Origin of the sequence: Kitasatospora sp. NPDC093558, from assembly GCF_040683475.1 — a bacterium.
Taxonomy (GTDB): domain Bacteria; phylum Actinomycetota; class Actinomycetes; order Streptomycetales; family Streptomycetaceae; genus Kitasatospora.
Genome location: NZ_JBFBDY010000026.1, coordinates 1 through 19803, shown reverse-complemented (window position 1 = coordinate 19803; position 19803 = coordinate 1). Strand labels below are relative to the sequence as shown.

The window sequence follows — 19803 nt, the reverse complement described above, 5'->3', positions numbered from 1 at the left end:
GCCGCCGCTACGACGCGGCCGGAGAGGCCGTCGCCGGAGCGGCGGACGGACTCGCCGTGTCTCCGTGCCCCGGGGGCGGCGAGGCGGGCCCGATCGGGATCGGCGTGGAGGCCACCACGCCGGCCAGGTCGGAGATCGGCGTGATGCACACGGTGCCCTCGGGCGCGTACCCGCAGACCCGGAAGGTGACGGCCGGGTCCGCCGCGCTCAGCATGGACGAGTAGTTGTCGTAGCCCCAGTGGATCAGGGCCTGCTCGCTGTCGCCGGCGCTGCTGGTGATCGTCGCGTAGTCCTGCGGCTGGCCCTCGGTGATCGCCGCCCAGGCGGCCTGGCACCGCTGGCTGTAGCGGAGGTAGATGACCACCTTGCCGATGACGTCGGTCTGCAGCGTGCGCGCGTCCTTGCCGCAGCCGGTGGACTTGGGGTCCTTGTGCGCGCAGCCCATCGCCTGGCAGGTGGGGTCGGACGAGACGGGCTTGGCGGACACGGGCGCGGAGGGGGAGACGGTGCCGGAGGCGGCGATGGCGCCGGGGTCGGCGACGGGGGTCGACGGGCTGTCGTGCCGGGTGGCCCGCAGGCCCACCAGCACCAGCACGGCGGCCACCACGGCCGCGCAGGCCAGCAGCGGGGTGGGACGGCGCCACCAGGCGGGGGCGGGCGCGGGCTCGCCGTCCGCGGGGGCCGCGGCCGGTTCGGCGGCGCCCGGGACGTCCCGGGCGTCCGCGACCAGCGGCGCGTCGGCCGGGTGCTCGGCGGGGGATCCGGCGTCCGTGCCCTCGGCCCCGGGTTCCCCGGCGGCGGGGCCGGACACGGTCTGCTGCCAGAGCGCCCGCAGGGCGGGCCCGTCGCACTCGACGGCCCGGATCAGTGCCTCCAGGGCCTGCTCGGTGATGACGCGCTTGCCGTTCAGCCAGCGCTCCCAGGAGGCCCGGCTGTAGTGGGTCCGGGTGGCCAGCTCGGACAGCGAGAGTCCGGCGGCGTCCTTGAGCGTGCGCAGTTCCTCGACAAGGCTTCGAGCGGGCCCGGTCAGCTCCCCGGGCAGTTGCTTCCAAGCGGAACCCATGCGGCCCTTCCATGCATTAGAGACGGTGGATCGGGGGGACCGATCGGGGGGAGCTCCGCGGTGAGAGGGGCTCCGACCCCGGGCCGTTCGGGTGTCTCCGCTTCTCCAACCTCATCCTTCGGCCGTCCCAAACCCCAGGTCCTGGCGCTGAGACGGTCCGAAGTGTCTCACAACCCCCGGAGACGCTCGAACATCCATGTCTCCGTCGTGCACAGTTCTCTAGCCGGTGCGGTTCGCCCACCGGACGCTTCGTTCGGACGCGGATCGTTTTCGGTCGTCCGTCCGACACCCAGGTCCCGGTAACCCCCACCGTCCGGGGCAGCCTCGCGGGGGGAGGCTGCCCCGGACGTACCGGGACGCACGACGGGGAGGGCGCTCCAGCGCGCCCTCCCCGTCGTGGCCGTTCACGGTCCGGTCCGGCGTTGGCGGTTCAGTGGTGGAACCCCGTCCGGGCCGGCACCCCGAGCTCCTTCAGCGGGACGGGCTGGCGCCGCAGCTCCGGCAGCAGTCGGCCGAGGTCGGCCAGCAGCAGGTCGGCGAGGTCCCGGGAGAAGCCGTTGCGGCACACGATCCGCAGCACCGACAGGTCCTCCCGGTGCGCCGGGAAGGTGTACGCGGGCACCTGCCAGCCGCGCTCGCGCAGGCGCCGCGAGACGTCGAACACGTCGAAGGGGACGCCGTCGTCCGTGGTGACGGCGAACACCGGCAGCTGGTCGCCGCGGGTGAGCAGCCGGAAGCCGTCGAGCTCGCCGATCCTCTCGGACAGGTAGGTGGCGACCTCCCGGCAGGCGCCCTGGACGGCCCGGTAGCCGTCCCGGCCGAGCCGCAGGAACGTGTAGTACTGCGCGACCACCTGGGCGCCGGGCCGGGAGAAGTTGAGCGCGAAGGTGGGCATCTCGCCGCCGAGGTAGTTGACCCGGAAGACCAGCTCTTCCGGCAGCGCCTCGTGGTCGCGCCACAGCGCCCAGCCGACGCCGGGGTAGACGAGCCCGTACTTGTGGCCCGAGGTGTTGATCGAGGCGACCCTGGGCAGCCGGAAGTCCCACACCAGGTCGGGGTCGAGGAAGGGCGCCACCATGCCGCCGGAGGCGCCGTCCACGTGCACCGGGACGTCGAGGCCGGTGCGCAGCTGGAGCTCGTCCAGGGCCGCGCAGATCTCCGCGACGGGCTCGTAGGAGCCGTCGAAGGTCGAGCCGAGGACGCCGACCACGCCGATGGTGTCCTCGTCGCACAGCGCGACCGCCTGGAGCGGGCCGAGGTGGAAGCGGTCGCCCTCCATCGGGGCGGTGCGCGCCTCGACCTCCCAGAAGGTGCAGAACTTCTCCCAGCACACCTGGACGTTGACGCCCATCACCAGGTTGGGCCGGGCCCCGGCCGCGTAGCGCTCGGCGTTGCGGCGCATCCAGCGGCGCTTGAGCGCGAGGCCGGCCAGCATGCAGGCCTCGCTGGAGCCGGTGGTGGAGCAGCCGACGGCGGCGTCCGGGTCGGGGGCGTGCCAGAGGTCGGCGAGGATCGCCACGCAGCGCCGCTCCAGCTCGGCGGTCTGCGGGTACTCGTCCTTGTCGATCATGTTCTTGTCCAGGCACTCGGTCATCAGCCGGGTGGCCTGCACCTCCATCGAGGTGGTGACGAAGGTGGCCAGGTTGAGCCTGGCGTTGCCGTCCAGCATCAGCTCGTCGTGGATCAGCTGGTAGGCGGTGTCGGCCGGGACGGGGCCGTCGGCGAGGCGGTGCAGCGGTGGCGCCAGCTCCATCGCGCCGAGCGGGTCGGCGGTGCCCACGAACGGACTGATGCTCAGCCGGCGGTCGTCGCCGGCCCCCTTGTGCAGCGCCATGGGTGCCTGTCGCCCTTCGCTCGGGTGGCCGTGTCCCGTCCCACGCTGCCACCGGGGACGGGCTGACGCACCTTCATCGCGGGGATTCCGGGCGCCGGAGGGCTGCCGCAGGGCTCGGCCGGCCAGGGCTCAGGCGGCCGTCTCCGGGTGGATCCGCTCGCGGGCAGCCCGGTACTGGCGCAGCACCGCGGAGCCGATCGCCAGGTCCTGGTCGCCCTCGGGCTCGACGGTCTCGGCCTCCGGCAGCTCCCACTGCGGCGGCTCGGGCGTGCCGGCCAGCGCCCAGGCGGCCTGCCGGGCGGCCCCGCGGGCGGCGTGGGCGCCCGGCGGCGGCACCACGACCGGGACGCCGAACACCAGCGGCGCCACGTGCCGGACGGCCGGCAGCCGCCCCGCGGTGCCGAGCAGGAACACCCGCTTGATCCCCACGCCCTGGGCGCGCAGGACGTCCAGGGCGTCCGCGATGTTGCAGAGCATGCCCTCGACGGCGGCCCGGGCCAGGTGCTGCGGGGCCATCGACTCGGCCCGCAGGCCGGTCAGGGTGCCGGCCGCGTGCGGCAGGGCGGGCGTCCGCTCGCCGTCCAGGTAGGGCAGCAGCACGAGCCCGTACGCGCCGGGGGAGGAGTGCAGGGCGAGGTCGCTCACGCCGTCCAGGTCCTGGCCGAGCATCGCGGCGGTGGAGCGGAGCACCTGGGCGGCGTTCAGGGTGGCGACCATCGGCAGGTGGTGGCCGGTGGCGTCGGCGAAGGAGGAGACCAGCCCGGTGGGGTCCACGACGGCCCGGTCGTGCACCGCGAAGATCGTCCCGGCGCTGCCGAGCGAGACCACCGCGTCGCCGGGGCGCAGGCCGAGGCCGAGCGCGGCGGCCATGTTGTCGCCGGTGCCGGCCGAGATCAGCAGGCCCTCGGGGGTGTGCCCGGCGGGCTCGGCGGGGCCGAGGACGTCGGGCAGCTTCAGGTCGTGGCCGAGCGCGAGCTTCACCAGGTCCTGCCGGTACTCGCCGGTGATCGGGGACCAGTAGCCGGTGCCGGAGGCGTCGCCCCGGTCGGTGGTGCGCCGCTTGGGGCTGCCGAGCAGCTGGGAGACCAGCCAGTCGTGCGGCAGCAGCACCTCGGCCACCCGGCGGGCGTTGGCGGGCTCGAACTCGGCCAGCCAGCGCAGCTTGGCGATGGTGTACGTCGGCCCGGGCACGGCGCCGATCGCGGCGGTCCAGGCGGCCGGGCCGCCGAGGGCGTCGAGCAGCTTGGCGGCGGCCCCGCTGGAGCGCGGGTCGTGCCAGAGGATCGCGGGGCGCACCAGCACGCCGCCCGCGTCGAGGCCGATCATGCCGTGCTGCTGCGCGCTGACGCCGATCGCCCGGACGCTCTCCAGCAGGCCGCCGGCGGCGGCGTCGCCGAGCGAGTGCAGCCAGACCTGCGGGTCGGCCTCGCCGGACCGGGTCTCGGTGCCCTCGGGGACGGGGTGGGGGGCCTGGCCGGAGCGCAGCACGGCACCGGTCTCGGTGTCGCACGCGACGATCCGGGTGCGACTGGTCGAGCTGTCTATCCCCGCGACGATGGCCATGTCGAGATCATGCCTCAGCCCGGCCCGGGACGCGTCCGGACCGGGAGGGCTTTGCCCGTTCGGTACCTGCCCAAGGGCCCGCGGTCACCCCGGCTTCACCGGGGTGTCACGGTCGGAAGGTACCCCAGCCGTCGTCCTCCGAGCGGGCGCGGTTGAAGTACGGCACCCGGTCGGTCACGGCGTTCGGCAGGTGGTCGCCGACCTTGTCCGCGACCGCGCCGGCGGCCTTCCCGGCCACCGCGCCGGCCTGCTGCCTGGCCCGGTCCGTCGCGCCCTGGACCTTGGGGCTCTGGGCGATCTGCCGGGTGACCTTGGCGATCTGGTCGTAGCGCTGGCGCCCGGCCCGCGAGCCAAGGACGTAGCCGGCCGCGAGTCCGACGGCCAACGACAGCTTCCACATGATCGGATTCCACCCTCTCCTGGCGGCCTTCTGCCGCATTGCCCTACCCGTCCGTCGGGACGGTGAACCGTCCGCGTCCCCAGCATCCCCGGGGGGTGCGCCCGGCGCGCGCGGGGCACGCCGCACGGGGTCCCGGGGCGGCCGGGGAAAGCGATTGGCGGACCACCCCCCCGAGTGCGCTAATGTATGTCCCGCAGCGAACGCCGAGGAGCCCGGGAAACCGGGGGCCGGAGCGGAAGCCGATCCCCCATAGCTCAATTGGCAGAGCAGCCGACTGTTAATCGGCAGGTTATTGGTTCGAGTCCAATTGGGGGAGCTCGGGAAGCGGCCCCTCGGGGTCCGTTTTTTCCGTCCGTGGTACGGGAGTTGGGTACCGCGATCCCGCATAGCTCAATTGGCAGAGCAGCCGGCTGTTAACCGGCAGGTTTTTGGTTCGAGTCCAAATGCGGGAGCTGCACCGGGTGCGCCCGGTGACTGCTCAGAGCGAAGGCCCCTCGGACGACCGGGGGGCCTTCGTGTTGTCCCGGCCCGCTGTCGCGTCCGTCACATCCGGGGCGCTCCCGCGCTGTCACCTCAGGTGGTCGCCTGGCGGTACAGCTCGGAGACCCGGCCGTCGAAGGTGATGCTGTACGACGTGCCGGGGGTGTCGCCGCCCTCCTGGTAGCCGCCGATGACGCCGATGACCGTCCCGGTCCGGGTGACCCACGGGCTGCCGCTGGTGCCGTCGGTGTAGCCGCCGCAGTCGAAGCGTTCCTGGGTGGGGCTCTGCGAGCGGGTCCTGACCGCGCAGGTGATCGGCTCGTCGCGCTCGTTGGGGTAGCCCGTCACCGACACGTCCAGCCCGAAGCCCTGGCCGGTGGCGAGCGGGTTGCCGCCGACGGCGTCCTCGACCTGCCGGCCGCCGACCGGGCGGACGGTGATGAACGCCACGTCGTACTCGGGGTCGTCCTCGTCCGCCCAGCGCGGGTCGACGGTGATCGACTGCACCGGCCAACTCCCGTACGGGGAGTAGCCGTTGCGGTAGCCGGGGGTGAACACCAGGCCGTCCAGCAGGCCGATCCTGCGGTTCTGCACGCAGTGCGCGGCGGTCACCAGCAGGTTGTGCTTCGGGCTCTGCACGACGCTCGCCGTGCAGGCCCGGGGGCCCTGCGGGGTGCGGACCGAGAGGGTGCCGATGCGGTCGCGGGCCGCGCTCTGCTGTGCGACCTCGGCGGTGGGCGCCTGGTCCGTCCCGGCGCAGGCGGTGCCGGCGGCGAGCAGCAGGGCCGTCAGCGCGGCCGTCCGTGCGGCGCGTGCGCGCCGTGCCGGGCGGGGGACCATCGGGGCTCCGTCTCGTTCCTCGGGGCGGGTGCCGGTCCTGCGGTCCGCCGTTCGTGAGGAAGATCTACCAGGCCGCGCGCGGCAGCGCCACTGCCGGTCGTTCGATCACACCGCGGCGGGGGTGCCCGGCCCGCCCGGGCTACTGGGTCGCGCGGTCGTAGAGCGCCTGGACGCGGTCGCCGAAGTAGCTGCTGTACGAGACGTCGGGGTTGTCGCCGCCCTCCTGGTAGCCGCCGATGACGCCGACCACGGTGCCCGTCCTGGTGCTCGGGTCGAAGTCGGTGACCCACGGGCTGCCGCTGGTGCCGCCGGTGTAGTCGGGGCAGTCGATCCGCAGCTGGGTGGGGCTCTGCTCGGCGGTGTTGTTGGAGCAGGTGATCGGGACGTCGCTGGTGCCGGGGTAGCCGGTGACCCGCACGGGGAGCTGGTAGCCGAGGTCTACGCCCAGCTTGTTGGCGCCGAGCACCTGCTGCACCTGCTGTCCGTTCTGGGCCTGGACGACGGCGAAGGCGACGTCCACGTCCGGGTCGGCGTGGTCCTTCCAGCCGTCGTCGACGGTGACGGCCACCAGGGGCCAGATCCCGCTCGGGGTGTCGCCGTTGCGGTAGCCGGGCACGAAGACCAGGTCGCTGCGCTGGCCGAGCTTCGGGTCCCAGACGCAGTGCGCGGCGGTGACGATGAGGTTCAGGCCGGCGCTGTCGACGACGCTGGCGGTGCAGAAGTGGTCGCCGTCGGCGTTGCGCGTGAAGACGGCGCCGACCAGGCCGTTGAGCACGGTCGGCTTGGCGGTGCGGGTGACCCCGGTGTGCTTGCCGGTCGCGCCCTTGAGGCGCTGGCGGCTCCAGCCGTGGCTGCCGGACGGCGCGGGGGACGAGGCGGGGGCCGAGGTGACGGTCGGGGCGCCGGCGCCGGGGCGGGCCGCGGTCGTGCAGCCCGCCGCGAGCAGTACCAGTACGGCGCCCGCGGCCACTCCCGCCTCACGTATCGTCACCCGCCCAGGCTGCCCGCCCGCCGCCGCGGGCGCCAACCGGGGGTCGTCCGCGCGGAAGAGGCGTGCACGCCCGCGCACCCCATGTGCGCCCCCGGCGCGCACCACGGGTGATCGACCGGCTATGCTGCCCGGGACGGCCTTTCGGGGCCGTCTGCTGCTGCCGTGGCCGACGACCGGCGCGCGCGGCGAACCGGGGCGGTAGCTCAGCCGGTTAGAGCAGGGGACTCATAATCCCTTGGTCGTGGGTTCGAGTCCCACCCGCCCCACCCCAGATCGACCGGCCCATCGGGCTGAGGGCCGCTGACCTGCGAGAACTGTAGGCGAACGGCGACCGTCCGGCGGTGATTACACGCCGAAGTTCACCCGCTCGGGAAGAGCCCGGGAACGTCCCGCTGACGTTCTGGCGGCCTGAGCAGCGCGTTTGCCGGTGTCCCGGCCGTCATCACCCCCCGTTCCGTTCCGGCCTCTGGTCTGCTTGCGCGAAAAGTGCTATCACTTTGATTGCTAGGCGGAATCACTCGCTGGAGGAGTCGGTCCCATGACCACACCGCGCATCCCCGTCGACGACCACGACGGCCCCGTCCTCGACCTGCCGGTCCCCAAGATCACCGAACGCCCCATCACCCCCCACTCCGGCCTGCCGGTGCTCGGGACCGGCCTGCTCGGGCTGGTCGCAGGGGCCGCCCTGGTCATCGTCGGCGGCGTGCAGATCGCCGGCGGCGCCAAGGGCCCCGGCATCGCCCTGGTGATCGCCGGGCCGCTGCTCGCCCTGGCCTCGCTGGTGGTGCTCGCCGGCCTGACCGTGGTCTCGCCCGGCGAGGCCCGGGTGGTCCAGCTGCTCGGCAACTACCGCGGCACCGTCCGCACCGAGGGCCTGAGCTGGCTGAACCCGTTCACCAGCCGCCGCCGGATCTCCACCCGGATCCGCAACCACGAGACCGAGACCAGCAAGGTCAACGACGCCGACGGCAACCCGATCGAGATGGCCGCCGTCGTGGTCTGGCAGGTCGAGGACACCGCCAAGGCCGTGTTCGAGGTCGACGACTACACCGACTTCGTCGCCATCCAGACCGAGACCGCCGTCCGGCACATCGCCAGCAGCTACCCGTACGACGCCCACCGCGAGGGCCAGTTGTCGCTGCGCGACGGCGCCGACGAGATCGCCCGGATGCTCTCCGCCGAGATCGCCGAGCGGGTCGTGTCGGCCGGCGTGCGGGTCGTCGAGTCCCGGATCACCCGGCTCGCGTACGCGCCCGAGGTCGCCCAGGTGATGCTGCAGCGCCAGCAGGCCGGGGCCGTGGTGGCCGCTCGCCGGCTGATCGTCGAGGGCGCCGTCGGTATGGTCGAGGAGGCCCTGGACCGGCTGGCCGAGCGCGACGTCGTCGAACTGGACGAGGAGCGCAAGGCCGCCATGGTCAGCAACCTCCTCGTGGTGCTCTGCGGCGACCGCGGCACCCAGCCGGTCGTGAACACGGGCTCCCTCTACCAGTAAGGAGCGGCGCGGCGTTGGCGACCGAGCGGAAGAAGATCCTGCTGCGCCTGGACCCGGCGGTGCACGACGCGCTGGCCCGGTGGGCGGCGGACGAACTGCGCAGCGCGAATGCACAGATCGAGTTCCTGCTCCGCCGCGCCCTCACCGACGCGGGGCGGATGCCCAGCGGTGCGGCGACGCTTCCCCGGCGCGGCCGACCGCCCAAGGAGAGCCCGGACAGTGATGGCCCCGACGCCGACTGACTGGGTGGTCCACCACCTGTCCCCAGCTTGGAGTCCACGATGGACGTGCCCACCACCCTTCCGGAGAAGCTGTACCTGCTGGCCTACGACCCCGAGCGCGGGCGGCACCTCACCACCCTCAACCTCGACGCGGCCGTACGGGCGGCGGCGCTCACCGAACTCCTCCACCGCGGGCTGATCCGTGACGACGGCCGGCACCCGGCCGCCGTCGACGGCGCGGCCGACGGACTCGACCCGCTGTCCGCCTGGCTGCTGGAGCAGATCCGCCAGGGACGGCGGCGCAGCTGGAAGAGCTGGATCGGGCGCCAGAGCTGGTCGGCGCACACGGTTCGCGACGGGCTCGCGGCCGACGGCCGGATCCGGGTCGAGGAGCGCCGGGTGCTCGGGATCTTCCCGGTCGCGCGGGTCACCCTGCCGGAGCCCCGGGTGCGCAAGGAGCTGGCGTCGAGGGTGACGTCGGCGCTGAAGGGCCCGCTCAGCTACGTCGACCCGGCGGACGCCGCCCTGGTCGCGCTGGCCGACGCCGCCCAGCTGAGGGCGGTCATGACGTGGGGCCAGCGCCGCGAGTTCCGCGCCCGGATCGCCAAGCTGGCCCCCGCCGCCGGCCCTGTCCCGCGCGCCCTGCGCCGGGCCGTCGCCGCCCGGAACGCCGACGGCGGCGGAGCGGCCTGACCCGACAGCACACCCCGAGCCCGGCCGCCGTCCACGGCGGCCGGGCTTCGCGCTGCCTGCGGCGGACCCCGGCTGAGCCGCGCCATCCACCGATCGGTTGACCGGCGATCCACCGCATCCACCTCCCGGTATGGCCGGCCGGTCGATCCGCCACAAGTCCCCTGCGCGAGAAGCTCGTTGTGAGCCGGGGAGCACCCGGGACGAACGGGAGGGAGCGGCGCGATGGCCGTGATCGAGGTGGCGGGCCTGCGGAAGGCGTACGGGCGGCGCCAGGTGCTGGAGGACGTGTCCTTCACCGTGGAGCGCGGCGAGGTGTTCGGCCTGCTGGGCCCGAACGGCGCCGGCAAGACCACCGCCGTCGAGTGCTGCGAGGGCCTGCGCCGGGCCGACTCCGGGACGGTCCGGGTGCTCGGCCTAGACCCGGTCCGGGACGCGCACCGGCTGCGCCCCCGGATCGGCATCCAGCTCCAGCAGGCCCAGCTGCAGGGCGCGTTGCGGGTCGGCGAGGCGCTGGAGCTGTACGCCGCGCTCTACCCGAAGCCCCGGGAGCCGCGTGAGCTGCTCGACGAGTGGGGGCTGGCCGGCGAGGTCCGGACGCCCTTCGACAAGCTCTCCGGCGGCCAGCGCCAGCGGCTGTTCATCGCCCTCGCCCTGGTCGGCGACCCGGAGGTGGCGTTCCTGGACGAGCTGACCACCGCGCTCGACCCGCAGGGCCGCCGGGACACCTGGGAGCTGGTCCGCCGCATCCGCGACAACGGCGTGACGGTCGTGCTGGTCTCGCACTTCATGGACGAGGTCGAGGCGCTGTGCGACCGGGCCGCCGTCCTGGACGGCGGGCGGATCGTCGCCGCGGGCACCCCGGCCGAGCTGGTCGCCCGCTCCGGCACCGGCGGCACCCTCGGCTTCCGTCCCACCGCGCCGCTGGACACCGCCCGGCTGGCCGCCCTGCCCGGGGTCACCGCCGTCGAGGAGCGGGACGGGCGGATCGAGGTCACCGGCACCGGGGACTTCGCCGACGAGGTCACCGGCCTGCTCGCCCGCGAGGGCGTCGTCGTCACCGGCCTGCGGATCCGCGAGCACAGCCTCGACGACGCCTACCTCGCCCTCACCCGCCACGAGGCCTGAGCCCCCGTACTGCCTGAGCCCCCGTACCCGAGAAACGGACCCACCGTCATGAACCACACCGTCCACGCCGTCCGCCGCCTGGCTGCCGTCGAGGCCCGCCTGTTCCTCCGCGACCCGCTGACCGCCTTCTTCAGCCTGGCCTTCCCGGTCCTGCTGCTGATCGTCCTCGGCAGCATCCCGGCTCTGCGCCGGACCTCGCCCGACCTGCACGGCATGAGCACCATCCAGCTGTACGCACCGATCCTGGCCGTCTTCACCCTGCTGCTGCTCGGCCTCAACGGCCTGCCGTCGCTGCTCTCCGCCTACCGCGAGCGCGGCGTGCTGCGCCGGATGTCGGCCAGCCCGGTCCGCCCGGGGCTGCTGTTCGGCGCGCTCGTGCCGATGTACGTCGGCATCGCCACCGTCTCGGTGCTGCTGGTCGTCCTCGGCGGGCTCCCCCTCGGGGTGGCGCTGCCGCGCGAGCCGCTGGGCTTCCTGCTCGCGTTCGTGCTGGCCGCCGCCGCGATGATGTCCGTCGGCCTGCTGATCGCCTCGTTCGTCCCGTCCGCCAAGGCCGGCAACGCGGTCGGCGCCCTTGCCTTCTTCCCGATGATGTTCTTCTCCGGGATCTGGCTCCCCCGCGACATGTCGCCCGCGCTGCTGAACCGGATCGGCGACTTCACCCCGAGCGGCGCCGCCGTCCAGGCCCTCCAGGACTCGTGGAGCGGACGGTTCCCGCACGCCGTGGGCCTGCTCACACTCGCCGCGTACGCGGTGCTCGCGGGCGGCGCCGCTGCCAAGCTGTTCCGGTGGGAATGATCAAGGACCCGGCCGCGGACGAGAGCGCCCTCGGCGACTGGCAGCACCGCCTGGACCGGCTGATCGGCCCGCTCTGCTACGTCGCCCTGCTGATCGCCCTCGCGCTGGCCCTCCTGGTCCCCGTCCCGACCGCGCGCTCCGCGGCCGCCACCCTCCCGGCGGCGGCCGCCGCGTTCCTGTGGCTGGTGCTGCGCTCGGTCCTCGACCGCCGTCCCCGGCCGGACGGCCGCGCCCGCTGGGCCGGTGCCCACTTCACCGTCCTGCTGGTGCTGATCACCGTCCTGGTGCTGGACAACCCGTACTTCGGCTTCTTCGCCTTCACCGGCTACCTGCACGCCGCCCAGTACCTGCGCGGCCGGGCCAGGATCGCCGGCGCGGCGGCCACCACCGTGCCGAGCGCGCTCTCCCAGACCGGCGGGGTGCTGCCCGCCAGTACCGCGCAGGTCGGCGGACTCCTCGCGGTCATGGCCTTCAACCTGGTCGTCGTCGGCGTGATCCTCGCGCTCAGCGAGGTCACCGACCGGCTCAGCCTGCGCCGCAAGGCCGCCAACGCCGAACTCGCCGAGGCCAACCGGCTGCTGACCGAGATGCTCGCCGAGAACGCCGGACTGCACGCCCAGCTCCTCGTCCAGGCCCGCGAGGCCGGGGCCGCCGACGAGCGCCGCCGGCTCGCCCGCGAACTGCACGACACCGTCGCCCAGGGCCTGGCCGGCATCGTCACCCAGCTCCAGGCCGCCGACGCGGCCCGCGAGCAGGACACCCCGGTCGAGCAGTGGCGGCGCCACCTCGACAACGCCGCGGGACTCGCCCGCGAGAGCCTCACCCAGGCCCGCCGGGCCGTCCACGCGCTGCGCCCGCTGGAGCTGGAGCGGGCCGCCCTGCCCGAGGCGCTGGCCGAACTCGCCGAGCAGTGGCAGGAGCGCAACGCCACCACCGCCGGGCTGACCGTCACCGGCGAGGCCCGCCCGCTGCACCCCGAGGTCGAGGTGACGCTGCTGCGGATCGCCCAGGAGTCGCTCGCCAACGCGGCCAAGTACGCGCGGGCGAACCGGGTCGGGCTGACCCTCTCGTACATGCCGGGCCTGGTCACCCTGGACGTCCGGGACGACGGCGTCGGCTTCGACCCGGCCGCCGAACCGGCCTCCCGGGCCACCGGCGGCGGCTACGGCCTCGCCGTGATGCGCCGCCGCGCCGAGCGCCTCGCCGGCCGGCTCGACCTGGAGACCGAACCGGGCGCCGGCACCACGGTGACCGCGACCCTGCCGGCGATCGGCATCGAGGAATGAGGGGCCCTTCATGAGCGGGACACCGATCAGGCTGCTGCTGGTCGACGACCACCCGGTGGTCCGGGACGGGCTGCGCGGCATGTTCACCGCCGCCCCCGGCTTCGAGGTGGTCGGCGAGGCCGGCGACGGCGCCGAGGCGCTGCCGCTGATCGCCGCGCTGAGCCCGGACGTCGTGCTGATGGACCTGCGGATGCCGCGGATGGACGGCGTCACGACGATCCGCACGATGGCCGAGCGCGGCCTCACCAGCCGGGTGCTGGTGCTCACGACCTACGACACCGACGCCGACGTGCTGCCCGCCGTCCGCGCCGGTGCCACCGGCTACCTGCTCAAGGACGCGGCCCGCGACGACCTCTTCCACGCCGTCCGGGAGGCCGCCCGCGGCGCCTCGGTGATCGCGCCGACGGTGGCCGCGAAGCTGCTCGGCCAGGTCCGCGAGCCCGTCCGGGAGGCGCTCAGCCCGCGCGAGGTGGAGGTGCTGGAGCTGGTCGCCTCCGGCGTGACCAACCGGGAGGCCGCCGCCCGGCTGTTCATCAGCGAGGCGACGGTGAAGACGCACCTGATCCACATTTACACCAAGCTCGACGTCAAGGACCGCGCGTCCGCCGTCGCCGCCGGCTACAACCTGGGCCTGCTGACCCCGACGCCGCCTCGGTAGCCTGGGGGGATGCTCGAACCCGCCCTGCTCCCGACCCCGCTGGTGGACTGCACCGACGAGGTGTTCGCGCGGGCCGGGCTGGAGCTGCGGCTCAAGCGGGACGACCTCCTGCACCCGGCCGTCCCCGGCAACAAGTGGCGCAAGCTCGGGCCCAACCTGGCGGCGGCGGTCGAGCAGGGCCACACCCGGCTGCTCACCTTCGGCGGCGCGTACTCCACGCACCTGCGCGCGGTCGCGGTGGCCGCCGCGGCGCTGGGGCTGGAGAGCGTCGGACTCGTCCGCGGGGACGAGCTGGCCGGGCGTCCGCGCAACTGGTCACTGCGGGCGGCCGAGGCGGCCGGGATGGAGCTCGCCTTCCTCTCCCGCGCGGAGTACCGCGAGGCGACCGGCCGCAGCGGCGCCCCCGGCACTGAGGGCCAGGAGGAACTCCAACGCCGGTGGGGCCCCTGCCTGGTGCTCCCCGAGGGCGGTTCCAACGCGCTCGCCGCGATCGGCGCGGCGGCGATCCCGGCCGAGCTGACCGACCTCGGCCCCCGTGACGTCGTGTGCTGCCCGGTCGGCACCGGCGGCACGCTGGCCGGCATCGCCGCCGGCCTGCCGCCCGGGGCCGGGGCGCTGGGCGTGGCGGTGCTGCGCGGCGGCGAGGGCTACCTGGAGGACGAGGTCGCCCGGCTCCACCGGGCCGCGTACGGGCGGGAGTTCGGCAACTGGCGGATCGACCACGCCCACCACGGCGGCGGCTACGGCAAGGTCCGGCCCGAACTCGCCGCGTTCGCCGAGCGGTTCGAGCGGCAGCACGGCATCGCGCTGGAGCGCCGGTACGTCGCGAAGCTCCTGGCCGCCCTCCACGACCTGGCCGCCGCGGGGGAGTTCCCCCGCGGCACCCGCCTGACGGCGGTCGTCACGGGCCTGCCGGACCCAGCCTGAGCCCTACCCGAACGTCAGGTTCGCGCAGGGGTCGGTGTCGGCGTTGCGCTCGTTCTCCGCTATGCCCGTCGGGATCCCGCTGGGCACCGTCGCCGTCGGGCTCGGGGCCGCGTCCAGGGAGTTGATCTGGGTGCCGGCCGGCCGGTAGTCGGGGCCGAGAGTGACGGTGATCGCGCCGCTGCCGGGCTCCTCGATCGCCTTCGCCCCGGGGAAGACGGCGGCGACCTGGTCGGCGGCGGCCTTCAGCGCGGGGTCGTAGGAGACCTCGGTGGTCTGCCGCCCGGGGTCGTTGGCGCCGAGCGTGATGTTCGTGAAGCCGCGCGCCTTGAGCGCCTCCGCGCCGGAGCCGGCCAGCCCCGAGGTGCCGACGCCGTTGACCACGACCACCGGCGCCGCGGCCTGCTCGGGCGCGAGCGGCCCGGCGGACGCGGAGGCCGTCGCGCCGGGGCTCGCCGACGCGGTGGCCGCGCCCGTCCCGGCGGTGCTCTGGCCGTCGAGGGTGCGGTCCTCCTTGAGCAGCTTCCACAGGGTGTCGGCGTCCGGCTGCACCAGCCGCACGCGCTTCCCGGCGAAGCGCCAGGGCGCGGTGACGAAGGTGACGTCGGAGAGCTTGATGTCCTGGACGGACCGGGCGAAGTCCACGAGCTTCATCGCGGTGCCGAGGCCCTCGTCCACCGTGAGCGACTTGGTGGCCGCGTCGGCCAGCGGCAGCAGGGTGGGCAGCGAGAAGCCCTGGCCCTGGACCTTCTTGATCATCGACGAGAGGAAGGCCTGCTGGCGCTTCATCCGGCCTATGTCCGAGCTGTCGCCGATGCCATGGCGTGCTCGCAGGTAGTCCACCGCGGACTGGCCGGAGAGCTTCTGCAGGCCCTTCTTGAGGTGGATGCCGTACTGGTCGACGTCGTTGGGCACGCAGGCCTCGACGCCGCCGACGGCGTCGGTCATCGCGGCCGCGCCCTTGAAGTCGACCACGACGGTGTGGTCGATCCGCAGGCCGGTCAGGCTCTCCACGGTGTTCTGCGTGCAGGCCGGGTTGCCGTGCGCGAACTGGCCGACGCTGAAGGCCGAGTTGAACATCTGGTCGTTGCGCGGCTTCGTCCAGGTGCCGTCCTGCAGCTTGCAGGACGGGATGGTGACCAGGGTGTCCCGGGGTATCGAGACGCCGACTGCGTGCTTGTGGTCGGCGTATATGTGCACCAGGATCGCGGTGTCCGAGTTGCCGACGCCCTCGTCTCCGCCGCCGAGCGCGTCGTTCCCGTCGTCGCGGGTGTCCGAGCCGAGCAGCAGGACGTTGACCGGCACCTGGGCGCCCGGCGTGGCCGGCGCGGGTGCGGGCGGACGCTCGGTGGCGATGCCGCCCGCGTCGAACGTGGTGATGTTGTGGTCGAGCCGGTGGTAGAACCAGGCACCGGCGCCCACGACGGACAGCACCAGGACGGCGGCCAGGCCGATGGCGGTCCGCAGGAAACGCCGCTTGGGCGAGCTGCTGCTCATCGTCGCGGTCCCCCCGTCTTCGTCTGCAGCTGTTCGGTGTTCGAACATTAGACGTTTCGGGAGGGTGTTCGGTTACCTCGGACCGGGCCCCGGTTCGGCCCCCGGGCCTGTGATGCTGGTCACGCTCCGGGGCCGGAGGCGCCCGTGAGCATCCGTCGGAGCAGGTCGCGCAGGACGGTCCGCTCGTCCTGGCCGAGCGCCGCCAGCGGCTCGCGGGCGAAGTTCAGCGACTCGCGGAGCTCCTCGGAGGCGGCGGCGCCGCTGTCGGTGGCGGCGACCAGCTTGACCCGGCGGTCCAGCCGGTCGGCCTCCCGCGTCACGAAGCCGCGCGACTCCAGGCGGTCGACGATGCCGGTGATGTTGGACGGCTCACAGCTGAGCGTCTGGGCGATCTGCCGCATCGGCATCGGCCCGCGGCGCAGGAGGGCGAGCACCTTGGCCTGGGCCCCGGTGAGCGAGCGGGCGGCGGCGGCCTCCTCGTACTCGCGGTGGAAGAGTGCGACCAGATTGGCCATGAGGTCGACGACCTCGCGGGTGATCTCGTCGGGCTGCTGCGGCGTGGCGGCCGCGGTCGGCTGCGTGTCCATGGGGCACAGTCTACCTGAAAAGTTGACAACCTGAACCTTTCATGTCCATCGTTACTTCATTAACTCAACCTTTCAGGTGTGAGACACCGCCGATCGGCACCGATCAGTACGAGGAACAAGGAGCAGTCCGATGGCAGAGCAGGCAGCCCCCACCACCGCCCGTGAATGGCACCTCGCCGCCCGTCCGCAGGGCTGGCCGGTCCCGGGCGACTTCGCCCTCGTCGAGGCCCCGGTCCGCACCCCGGGCCCGGGCGAGATCCTGGTCCGCAACGCCTTCCTCTCGGTCGACCCGTACATGCGCGGCCGGATGAACGACGTGAAGTCCTACGTCCCGCCGTTCCAGCTCGGCGAGGCCATGGACGGCGGCGCCGTCGGCTACGTCGTCGCCTCGGAGGCCGAGGGCTTCGCCCCCGGCGACGCAGTGCTGCACGGCCTCGGCTGGCGCGAGTACGCGACCGTCGACGCCAAGCGCGCGGTCAAGGTCGACGCCACCGCCGCCCCGCTCTCCGCCTACCTCGGCGTGCTCGGCATGCCCGGCCTGACCGCCTACGCCGGCCTGCTCGCCGTGGGCGGCCTCAAGGAGGGCGACAAGGTCTTCGTCTCCGGCGCGGCCGGCGCGGTCGGCTCGCTGGTCGGCCAGATCGCCCGGCTCAAGGGCGCGTCCCTGGTGGTCGGTTCGGCCGGCTCCGCGGAGAAGGTCGCCAAGCTGGTGGACGAGTACGGCTTCGACGCCGCCTTCAACTACAAGGAAGGCCCGGTCGCCGAGCAGCTCGCGAAGGCCGCCCCGGAGGGCATCGACCTCTACTTCGACAACGTCGGCGGCGACCACCTGGAGGCCGCGATCGGCGCGCTCGGCGTGCACGGCCGCGCGGTGCTCTGCGGCGCGATCGCCCAGTACAACGAGACCACCGCGCCCGCCGCCCCGCGCAACCTCGCGCTCGCGATCGGCAAGCGGCTGCGCCTGGAGGGCATGCTGGTCGGCGACCACGCCGCGCTCCAGCCGCAGTTCGTCGGCGAGGTCGCCGGCTGGCTCGCGGCCGGTGAACTCCGGTCCGACGAAACGGTGGTGGACGGCTTCGAGAACGCGACCGAGGCCTTCATCGACCTGCTGCGCGGTGCCAACACCGGCAAGATGGTCGTCCGCCTCGGCGCCTGATCCCACGTCAGCGGATCCGACCGCCCCGCCGCCCACCGGGCGCGCGGGGCGGTTTGCGTGCACGGCGCAGGGAAGCCCGTCGCACTACCGCAATCCGGTCGGATCCGAAAGCGCGTCATCCATCCTGCGGGGCGGCGCGGTACGGTGGTCCCGCCTGGCGATGGGGCCGTTCGGGGGAGAGATCCGGCCGAGGGGTAGACCTCATTGAGGATTCGACTAGCATTGAGCGAAAGCCTGTCCGTTTTGCTCAATTTAGTGGCTTAATGTCGGTAAACGTGGGTAACTGTGGATCAACTGCAGGCACGAGGCAGCTGGGGAAGGCGACCCTCGTCCACAGCCTGGAGGTCCCGGTGACGACACGTGGAGTTCTCTACATCCACTCCGCGCCCCGCGCGCTGTGCCCGCACGTCGAGTGGGCCGTCGCGGGGGTGCTCGGTGTGCGGGTGAGCCTGGACTGGATCCGCCAGCCGGCCGCGCCCGGACACTGGCGCGCCGAGCTCTCCTGGCAGGGGGAGCCCGGCACGGCCTCGAAGCTCGCCTCCGCGCTGCGCGGCTGGCAGCTGATGCGGTACGAGGTCACCAGCGAGCCCTGCGCCACGGCGGAGGGCGAGCGCTACAGCAGCACGCCCTCGCTCGGCATCTTCCACGCCGTCACGGGCATCCACGGGGACATCCTGATCCCCGAGGACCGGCTGCGCGCCGTCCTGCTGCGCGCCCGCAGCGAGGGGGCCGACCTGGAGGCCGAGATCTCCCGGCTGCTCGGCAAGCCCTGGGACGACGAGCTGGAGCCGTTCAGGTACGCCGGTGAGGGCGCTCCGGTGCGCTGGCTGCACCAGGTGGTCTGAAACCAGGCGGCATGCGACGAAGGGGCCGGCGCTCACGAAGAGCGCCGGCCCCTTTCGTACGGGCTCGGTCAGCGGGTGCGGAAGGCCAGCACCACGTTGTGGCCGCCGAAGCCGAACGAGTTGTTCAGCGCCGCGATGCGGCCCTCGGCGGGCAGCTGACGGGCCTCGTCGCGCACGATGTCCGCGTCCACGTCGTCGTCGAGCTCCTCGACGTTGATGGTCGGCGGGGCGATCCGGTTGTACAGGGCCAGCACGGTGGCGACGGTCTCGATGCCGCCGGCGCCGCCCAGCAGGTGGCCGGTCATCGACTTGGTGGCCGAGACGGCGATGTGGTCCAGGTGCTCGCCGAGCTCCTTGCGCAGCGCCTTCAGCTCGGCGGTGTCGCCCTGCGGGGTCGAGGTGGCGTGCGCGTTGACGTGCACGATCTCGGCCTTGTCGAGGGTGTTGCGCTCGAACAGGTCGGCCAGCGCGCGGGCCACGCCGGCGCCGGTCGGCTCGGGCTGGGCGATGTGGTGGGCGTCCGAGGACAGGCCCTGGCCCACGGCCTCGCAGTAGATCCGGGCCCCGCGGGCCTCGGCGTGCTCGACCGACTCCAGCACGACCACGCCGGCGCCCTCGCCGAGCACGAAGCCGTCCCTGCCCTTGTCGTACGGGCGCGAGGCGCGCTCGGGCTCGTCGTTGTTCTTGGACATCGCCATCATGTTGGCGAACGCGGCGATCGGCAGCGGGTGGATCGCGGCCTCGGTGCCGCCGGCCACCACGACGTCGGCGCGGCCGGTGCGGATCATCTCGATCGCGTAGCCGATCGCCTCGGCGCCGGAGGCGCAGGCGGAGACGGGGGTGTGCACACCCGCGCGGGCGCCGACCTCCAGGCCGACGTTGGCCGCCGGGGAGTTGGGCATCAGCATCGGGACGGTGTGCGGGGAGACCTTGCGGGAGCCCTTCTCCTTCAGCACGTCGTACTGGTCGAGGAGGGTGGTCACGCCGCCGATGCCGGAGGCGATGACCGCGCCGAGGCGCTCGGGGGCGAGCTTGGAGGACTCGTCGGTGGCCGGGGTCTCGTAACCGGCGTCGGCCCAGGCCTCGCGGGCGGCGATCAGCGCGAACTGCGCCGAGCGGTCCAGCCGGCGGGCGAGCGGGCGGGGCAGGATCTCGCCCGGGTCGACCGCGGTGCGGGCGGCGATCCGGACGGGCAGGTCGGCGGCCCACTCCTCGGTCAGGGCCGACACTCCGGAACGGCCCGCCACCAGGTTCTCCCAGGTGGTGGCGGCGTCGCCGCCCAGCGGCGTGAAGGCGCCGATACCCGTGACGACCACGGTACGGTTTTCAGCGGTCACTGGTTCTTCTTCT

Annotated in this window: 19 protein-coding genes and 3 tRNA genes; 13 read left to right on the top strand and 9 right to left on the bottom strand. The window is 73.6% G+C overall.

Going from position 1 to position 19803, the window contains the following annotated elements; translation table 11 throughout:
* Window positions 1-7: 7 nt before the first annotated feature.
* From AB0O00_RS05340 to AB0O00_RS05325, 4 genes are all read right to left on the bottom strand, one after another.
* Window positions 8-1063 carry a DUF2690 domain-containing protein gene (locus tag AB0O00_RS05340; RefSeq protein WP_363648758.1) on the bottom strand — a complete coding sequence of 352 codons (1056 nt, stop codon included), beginning with the start codon at window positions 1061-1063 and terminating at the stop codon, window positions 8-10.
* A gap of 430 nt (window positions 1064-1493) precedes the next feature.
* A complete protein-coding gene (locus tag AB0O00_RS05335; protein ID WP_363648757.1) occupies window positions 1494-2897 on the bottom strand; it encodes a glutamate decarboxylase in 1404 nt (467 codons plus the stop codon).
* Between the two features lie 129 nt (window positions 2898-3026).
* Window positions 3027-4460, bottom strand: coding sequence for an FGGY family carbohydrate kinase (locus AB0O00_RS05330; RefSeq protein ID WP_363648756.1), 1434 nt, complete (start codon window positions 4458-4460; stop codon window positions 3027-3029).
* A gap of 106 nt (window positions 4461-4566) precedes the next feature.
* The gene (locus tag AB0O00_RS05325) at window positions 4567-4860 is read right to left on the bottom strand and encodes a hypothetical protein (protein ID WP_363648755.1); all 294 of its coding nucleotides are present in this window, start codon (window positions 4858-4860) and stop codon (window positions 4567-4569) included.
* 243 nt (window positions 4861-5103) lie between these two features.
* On the opposite strand from AB0O00_RS05325, the gene AB0O00_RS05320 reads away from it, so the two are divergent.
* Window positions 5104-5176: transfer RNA gene (locus AB0O00_RS05320), tRNA-Asn, on the top strand.
* A 63-nt stretch (window positions 5177-5239) separates the two neighbouring features.
* Window positions 5240-5312, top strand: a tRNA-Asn gene (locus tag AB0O00_RS05315).
* A gap of 121 nt (window positions 5313-5433) precedes the next feature.
* Here AB0O00_RS05315 and AB0O00_RS05310 read toward each other — a convergent pair.
* On the bottom strand, window positions 5434-6180 hold the full coding sequence (locus AB0O00_RS05310; RefSeq protein WP_363648754.1) for a trypsin-like peptidase domain-containing protein: 747 nt from the start codon (window positions 6178-6180) through the stop codon (window positions 5434-5436).
* A gap of 139 nt (window positions 6181-6319) precedes the next feature.
* The gene (locus AB0O00_RS05305) at window positions 6320-7171 is read right to left on the bottom strand and encodes a hypothetical protein (protein WP_363648753.1); all 852 of its coding nucleotides are present in this window, start codon (window positions 7169-7171) and stop codon (window positions 6320-6322) included.
* Window positions 7172-7363: 192 nt separating this feature from the next.
* Here AB0O00_RS05305 and AB0O00_RS05300 point away from each other — a divergent pair.
* The 9 genes from AB0O00_RS05300 (at window position 7364) to AB0O00_RS05260 (ending at window position 14371) form a co-directional block, all read left to right on the top strand.
* A tRNA-Ile gene (locus AB0O00_RS05300) sits at window positions 7364-7437 on the top strand.
* 272 nt (window positions 7438-7709) lie between these two features.
* Complete coding sequence (locus AB0O00_RS05295) at window positions 7710-8663, top strand: SPFH domain-containing protein (protein ID WP_363648752.1); 954 nt, start codon at window positions 7710-7712, stop codon at window positions 8661-8663.
* A 14-nt stretch (window positions 8664-8677) separates the two neighbouring features.
* Window positions 8678-8905, top strand: coding sequence for a hypothetical protein (locus tag AB0O00_RS05290; protein ID WP_363648751.1), 228 nt, complete (start codon window positions 8678-8680; stop codon window positions 8903-8905).
* 39 nt (window positions 8906-8944) lie between these two features.
* Window positions 8945-9577 carry a GPP34 family phosphoprotein gene (locus AB0O00_RS05285; protein ID WP_363648750.1) on the top strand — a complete coding sequence of 211 codons (633 nt, stop codon included), beginning with the start codon at window positions 8945-8947 and terminating at the stop codon, window positions 9575-9577.
* Window positions 9578-9799: 222 nt separating this feature from the next.
* On the top strand, window positions 9800-10702 hold the full coding sequence (locus AB0O00_RS05280) for an ABC transporter ATP-binding protein (protein ID WP_363648749.1): 903 nt from the start codon (window positions 9800-9802) through the stop codon (window positions 10700-10702).
* 48 nt (window positions 10703-10750) lie between these two features.
* Window positions 10751-11500 (top strand): ABC transporter permease, encoded by a 750-nt coding sequence (locus AB0O00_RS05275; RefSeq protein ID WP_363648748.1) that lies wholly within the window; start codon window positions 10751-10753, stop codon window positions 11498-11500.
* On the top strand, window positions 11497-12786 hold the full coding sequence (locus AB0O00_RS05270) for a sensor histidine kinase (protein WP_363648769.1): 1290 nt from the start codon (window positions 11497-11499) through the stop codon (window positions 12784-12786). Before AB0O00_RS05275 ends, AB0O00_RS05270 begins: the two co-directional genes overlap by 4 nt.
* A 10-nt stretch (window positions 12787-12796) precedes the next feature.
* Entirely contained in the window at window positions 12797-13444 is a 648-nt protein-coding gene (locus AB0O00_RS05265; protein ID WP_363648747.1) for a response regulator transcription factor, read from the top strand.
* A gap of 9 nt (window positions 13445-13453) precedes the next feature.
* Window positions 13454-14371 carry a pyridoxal-phosphate dependent enzyme gene (locus AB0O00_RS05260; protein ID WP_363648746.1) on the top strand — a complete coding sequence of 306 codons (918 nt, stop codon included), beginning with the start codon at window positions 13454-13456 and terminating at the stop codon, window positions 14369-14371.
* Between the two features lie 3 nt (window positions 14372-14374).
* On the opposite strand, the gene AB0O00_RS05255 is transcribed toward AB0O00_RS05260, so the two are convergent.
* Both AB0O00_RS05255 and AB0O00_RS05250 read right to left on the bottom strand, forming a co-directional pair.
* Window positions 14375-15865: an LCP family protein gene (locus AB0O00_RS05255; protein WP_363648745.1), complete on the bottom strand. Its 1491-nt coding sequence runs from the start codon at window positions 15863-15865 to the stop codon at window positions 14375-14377.
* Between the two features lie 119 nt (window positions 15866-15984).
* Entirely contained in the window at window positions 15985-16452 is a 468-nt protein-coding gene (locus tag AB0O00_RS05250) for a MarR family transcriptional regulator (protein ID WP_363648744.1), read from the bottom strand.
* 130 nt (window positions 16453-16582) lie between these two features.
* Between AB0O00_RS05250 and AB0O00_RS05245 the strand changes: the two genes are divergently transcribed.
* Both AB0O00_RS05245 and AB0O00_RS05240 read left to right on the top strand, forming a co-directional pair.
* Window positions 16583-17608 (top strand): NADP-dependent oxidoreductase, encoded by a 1026-nt coding sequence (locus AB0O00_RS05245; RefSeq protein ID WP_363648743.1) that lies wholly within the window; start codon window positions 16583-16585, stop codon window positions 17606-17608.
* A 350-nt stretch (window positions 17609-17958) separates the two neighbouring features.
* Complete coding sequence (locus AB0O00_RS05240) at window positions 17959-18453, top strand: DUF3145 domain-containing protein (protein ID WP_218197899.1); 495 nt, start codon at window positions 17959-17961, stop codon at window positions 18451-18453.
* 68 nt (window positions 18454-18521) lie between these two features.
* Here the strand turns inward: AB0O00_RS05240 and fabF are convergent, their stop codons facing one another.
* Window positions 18522-19790 (bottom strand): beta-ketoacyl-ACP synthase II, encoded by a 1269-nt coding sequence (gene fabF, locus AB0O00_RS05235; RefSeq protein ID WP_363648742.1) that lies wholly within the window; start codon window positions 19788-19790, stop codon window positions 18522-18524.
* Window positions 19791-19803: the final 13 nt, after the last annotated feature.

Bases quoted from the DNA above. Each gene is read 5' to 3' on its own strand.
- AB0O00_RS05340 (WP_363648758.1), bottom strand. From the start codon at position 1,063: ATGGGTTCCGCTTGGAAGCAACTGCCCGGGGAGCTGACCGGGCCCGCT.
- AB0O00_RS05335 (WP_363648757.1), bottom strand. From the start codon at position 2,897: ATGGCGCTGCACAAGGGGGCCGGCGACGACCGCCGGCTGAGCATCAGT.
- AB0O00_RS05330 (WP_363648756.1), bottom strand. From the start codon at position 4,460: ATGGCCATCGTCGCGGGGATAGACAGCTCGACCAGTCGCACCCGGATC.
- AB0O00_RS05325 (WP_363648755.1), bottom strand. From the start codon at position 4,860: ATGTGGAAGCTGTCGTTGGCCGTCGGACTCGCGGCCGGCTACGTCCTT.
- AB0O00_RS05310 (WP_363648754.1), bottom strand. From the start codon at position 6,180: ATGGTCCCCCGCCCGGCACGGCGCGCACGCGCCGCACGGACGGCCGCG.
- AB0O00_RS05295 (WP_363648752.1), top strand. From the start codon at position 7,710: ATGACCACACCGCGCATCCCCGTCGACGACCACGACGGCCCCGTCCTC.
- AB0O00_RS05285 (WP_363648750.1), top strand. From the start codon at position 8,945: ATGGACGTGCCCACCACCCTTCCGGAGAAGCTGTACCTGCTGGCCTAC.
- AB0O00_RS05280 (WP_363648749.1), top strand. From the start codon at position 9,800: ATGGCCGTGATCGAGGTGGCGGGCCTGCGGAAGGCGTACGGGCGGCGC.
- AB0O00_RS05275 (WP_363648748.1), top strand. From the start codon at position 10,751: ATGAACCACACCGTCCACGCCGTCCGCCGCCTGGCTGCCGTCGAGGCC.
- AB0O00_RS05270 (WP_363648769.1), top strand. From the start codon at position 11,497: ATGATCAAGGACCCGGCCGCGGACGAGAGCGCCCTCGGCGACTGGCAG.
- AB0O00_RS05265 (WP_363648747.1), top strand. From the start codon at position 12,797: ATGAGCGGGACACCGATCAGGCTGCTGCTGGTCGACGACCACCCGGTG.
- AB0O00_RS05260 (WP_363648746.1), top strand. From the start codon at position 13,454: ATGCTCGAACCCGCCCTGCTCCCGACCCCGCTGGTGGACTGCACCGAC.
- AB0O00_RS05255 (WP_363648745.1), bottom strand. From the start codon at position 15,865: ATGAGCAGCAGCTCGCCCAAGCGGCGTTTCCTGCGGACCGCCATCGGC.
- AB0O00_RS05250 (WP_363648744.1), bottom strand. From the start codon at position 16,452: ATGGACACGCAGCCGACCGCGGCCGCCACGCCGCAGCAGCCCGACGAG.
- AB0O00_RS05245 (WP_363648743.1), top strand. From the start codon at position 16,583: ATGGCAGAGCAGGCAGCCCCCACCACCGCCCGTGAATGGCACCTCGCC.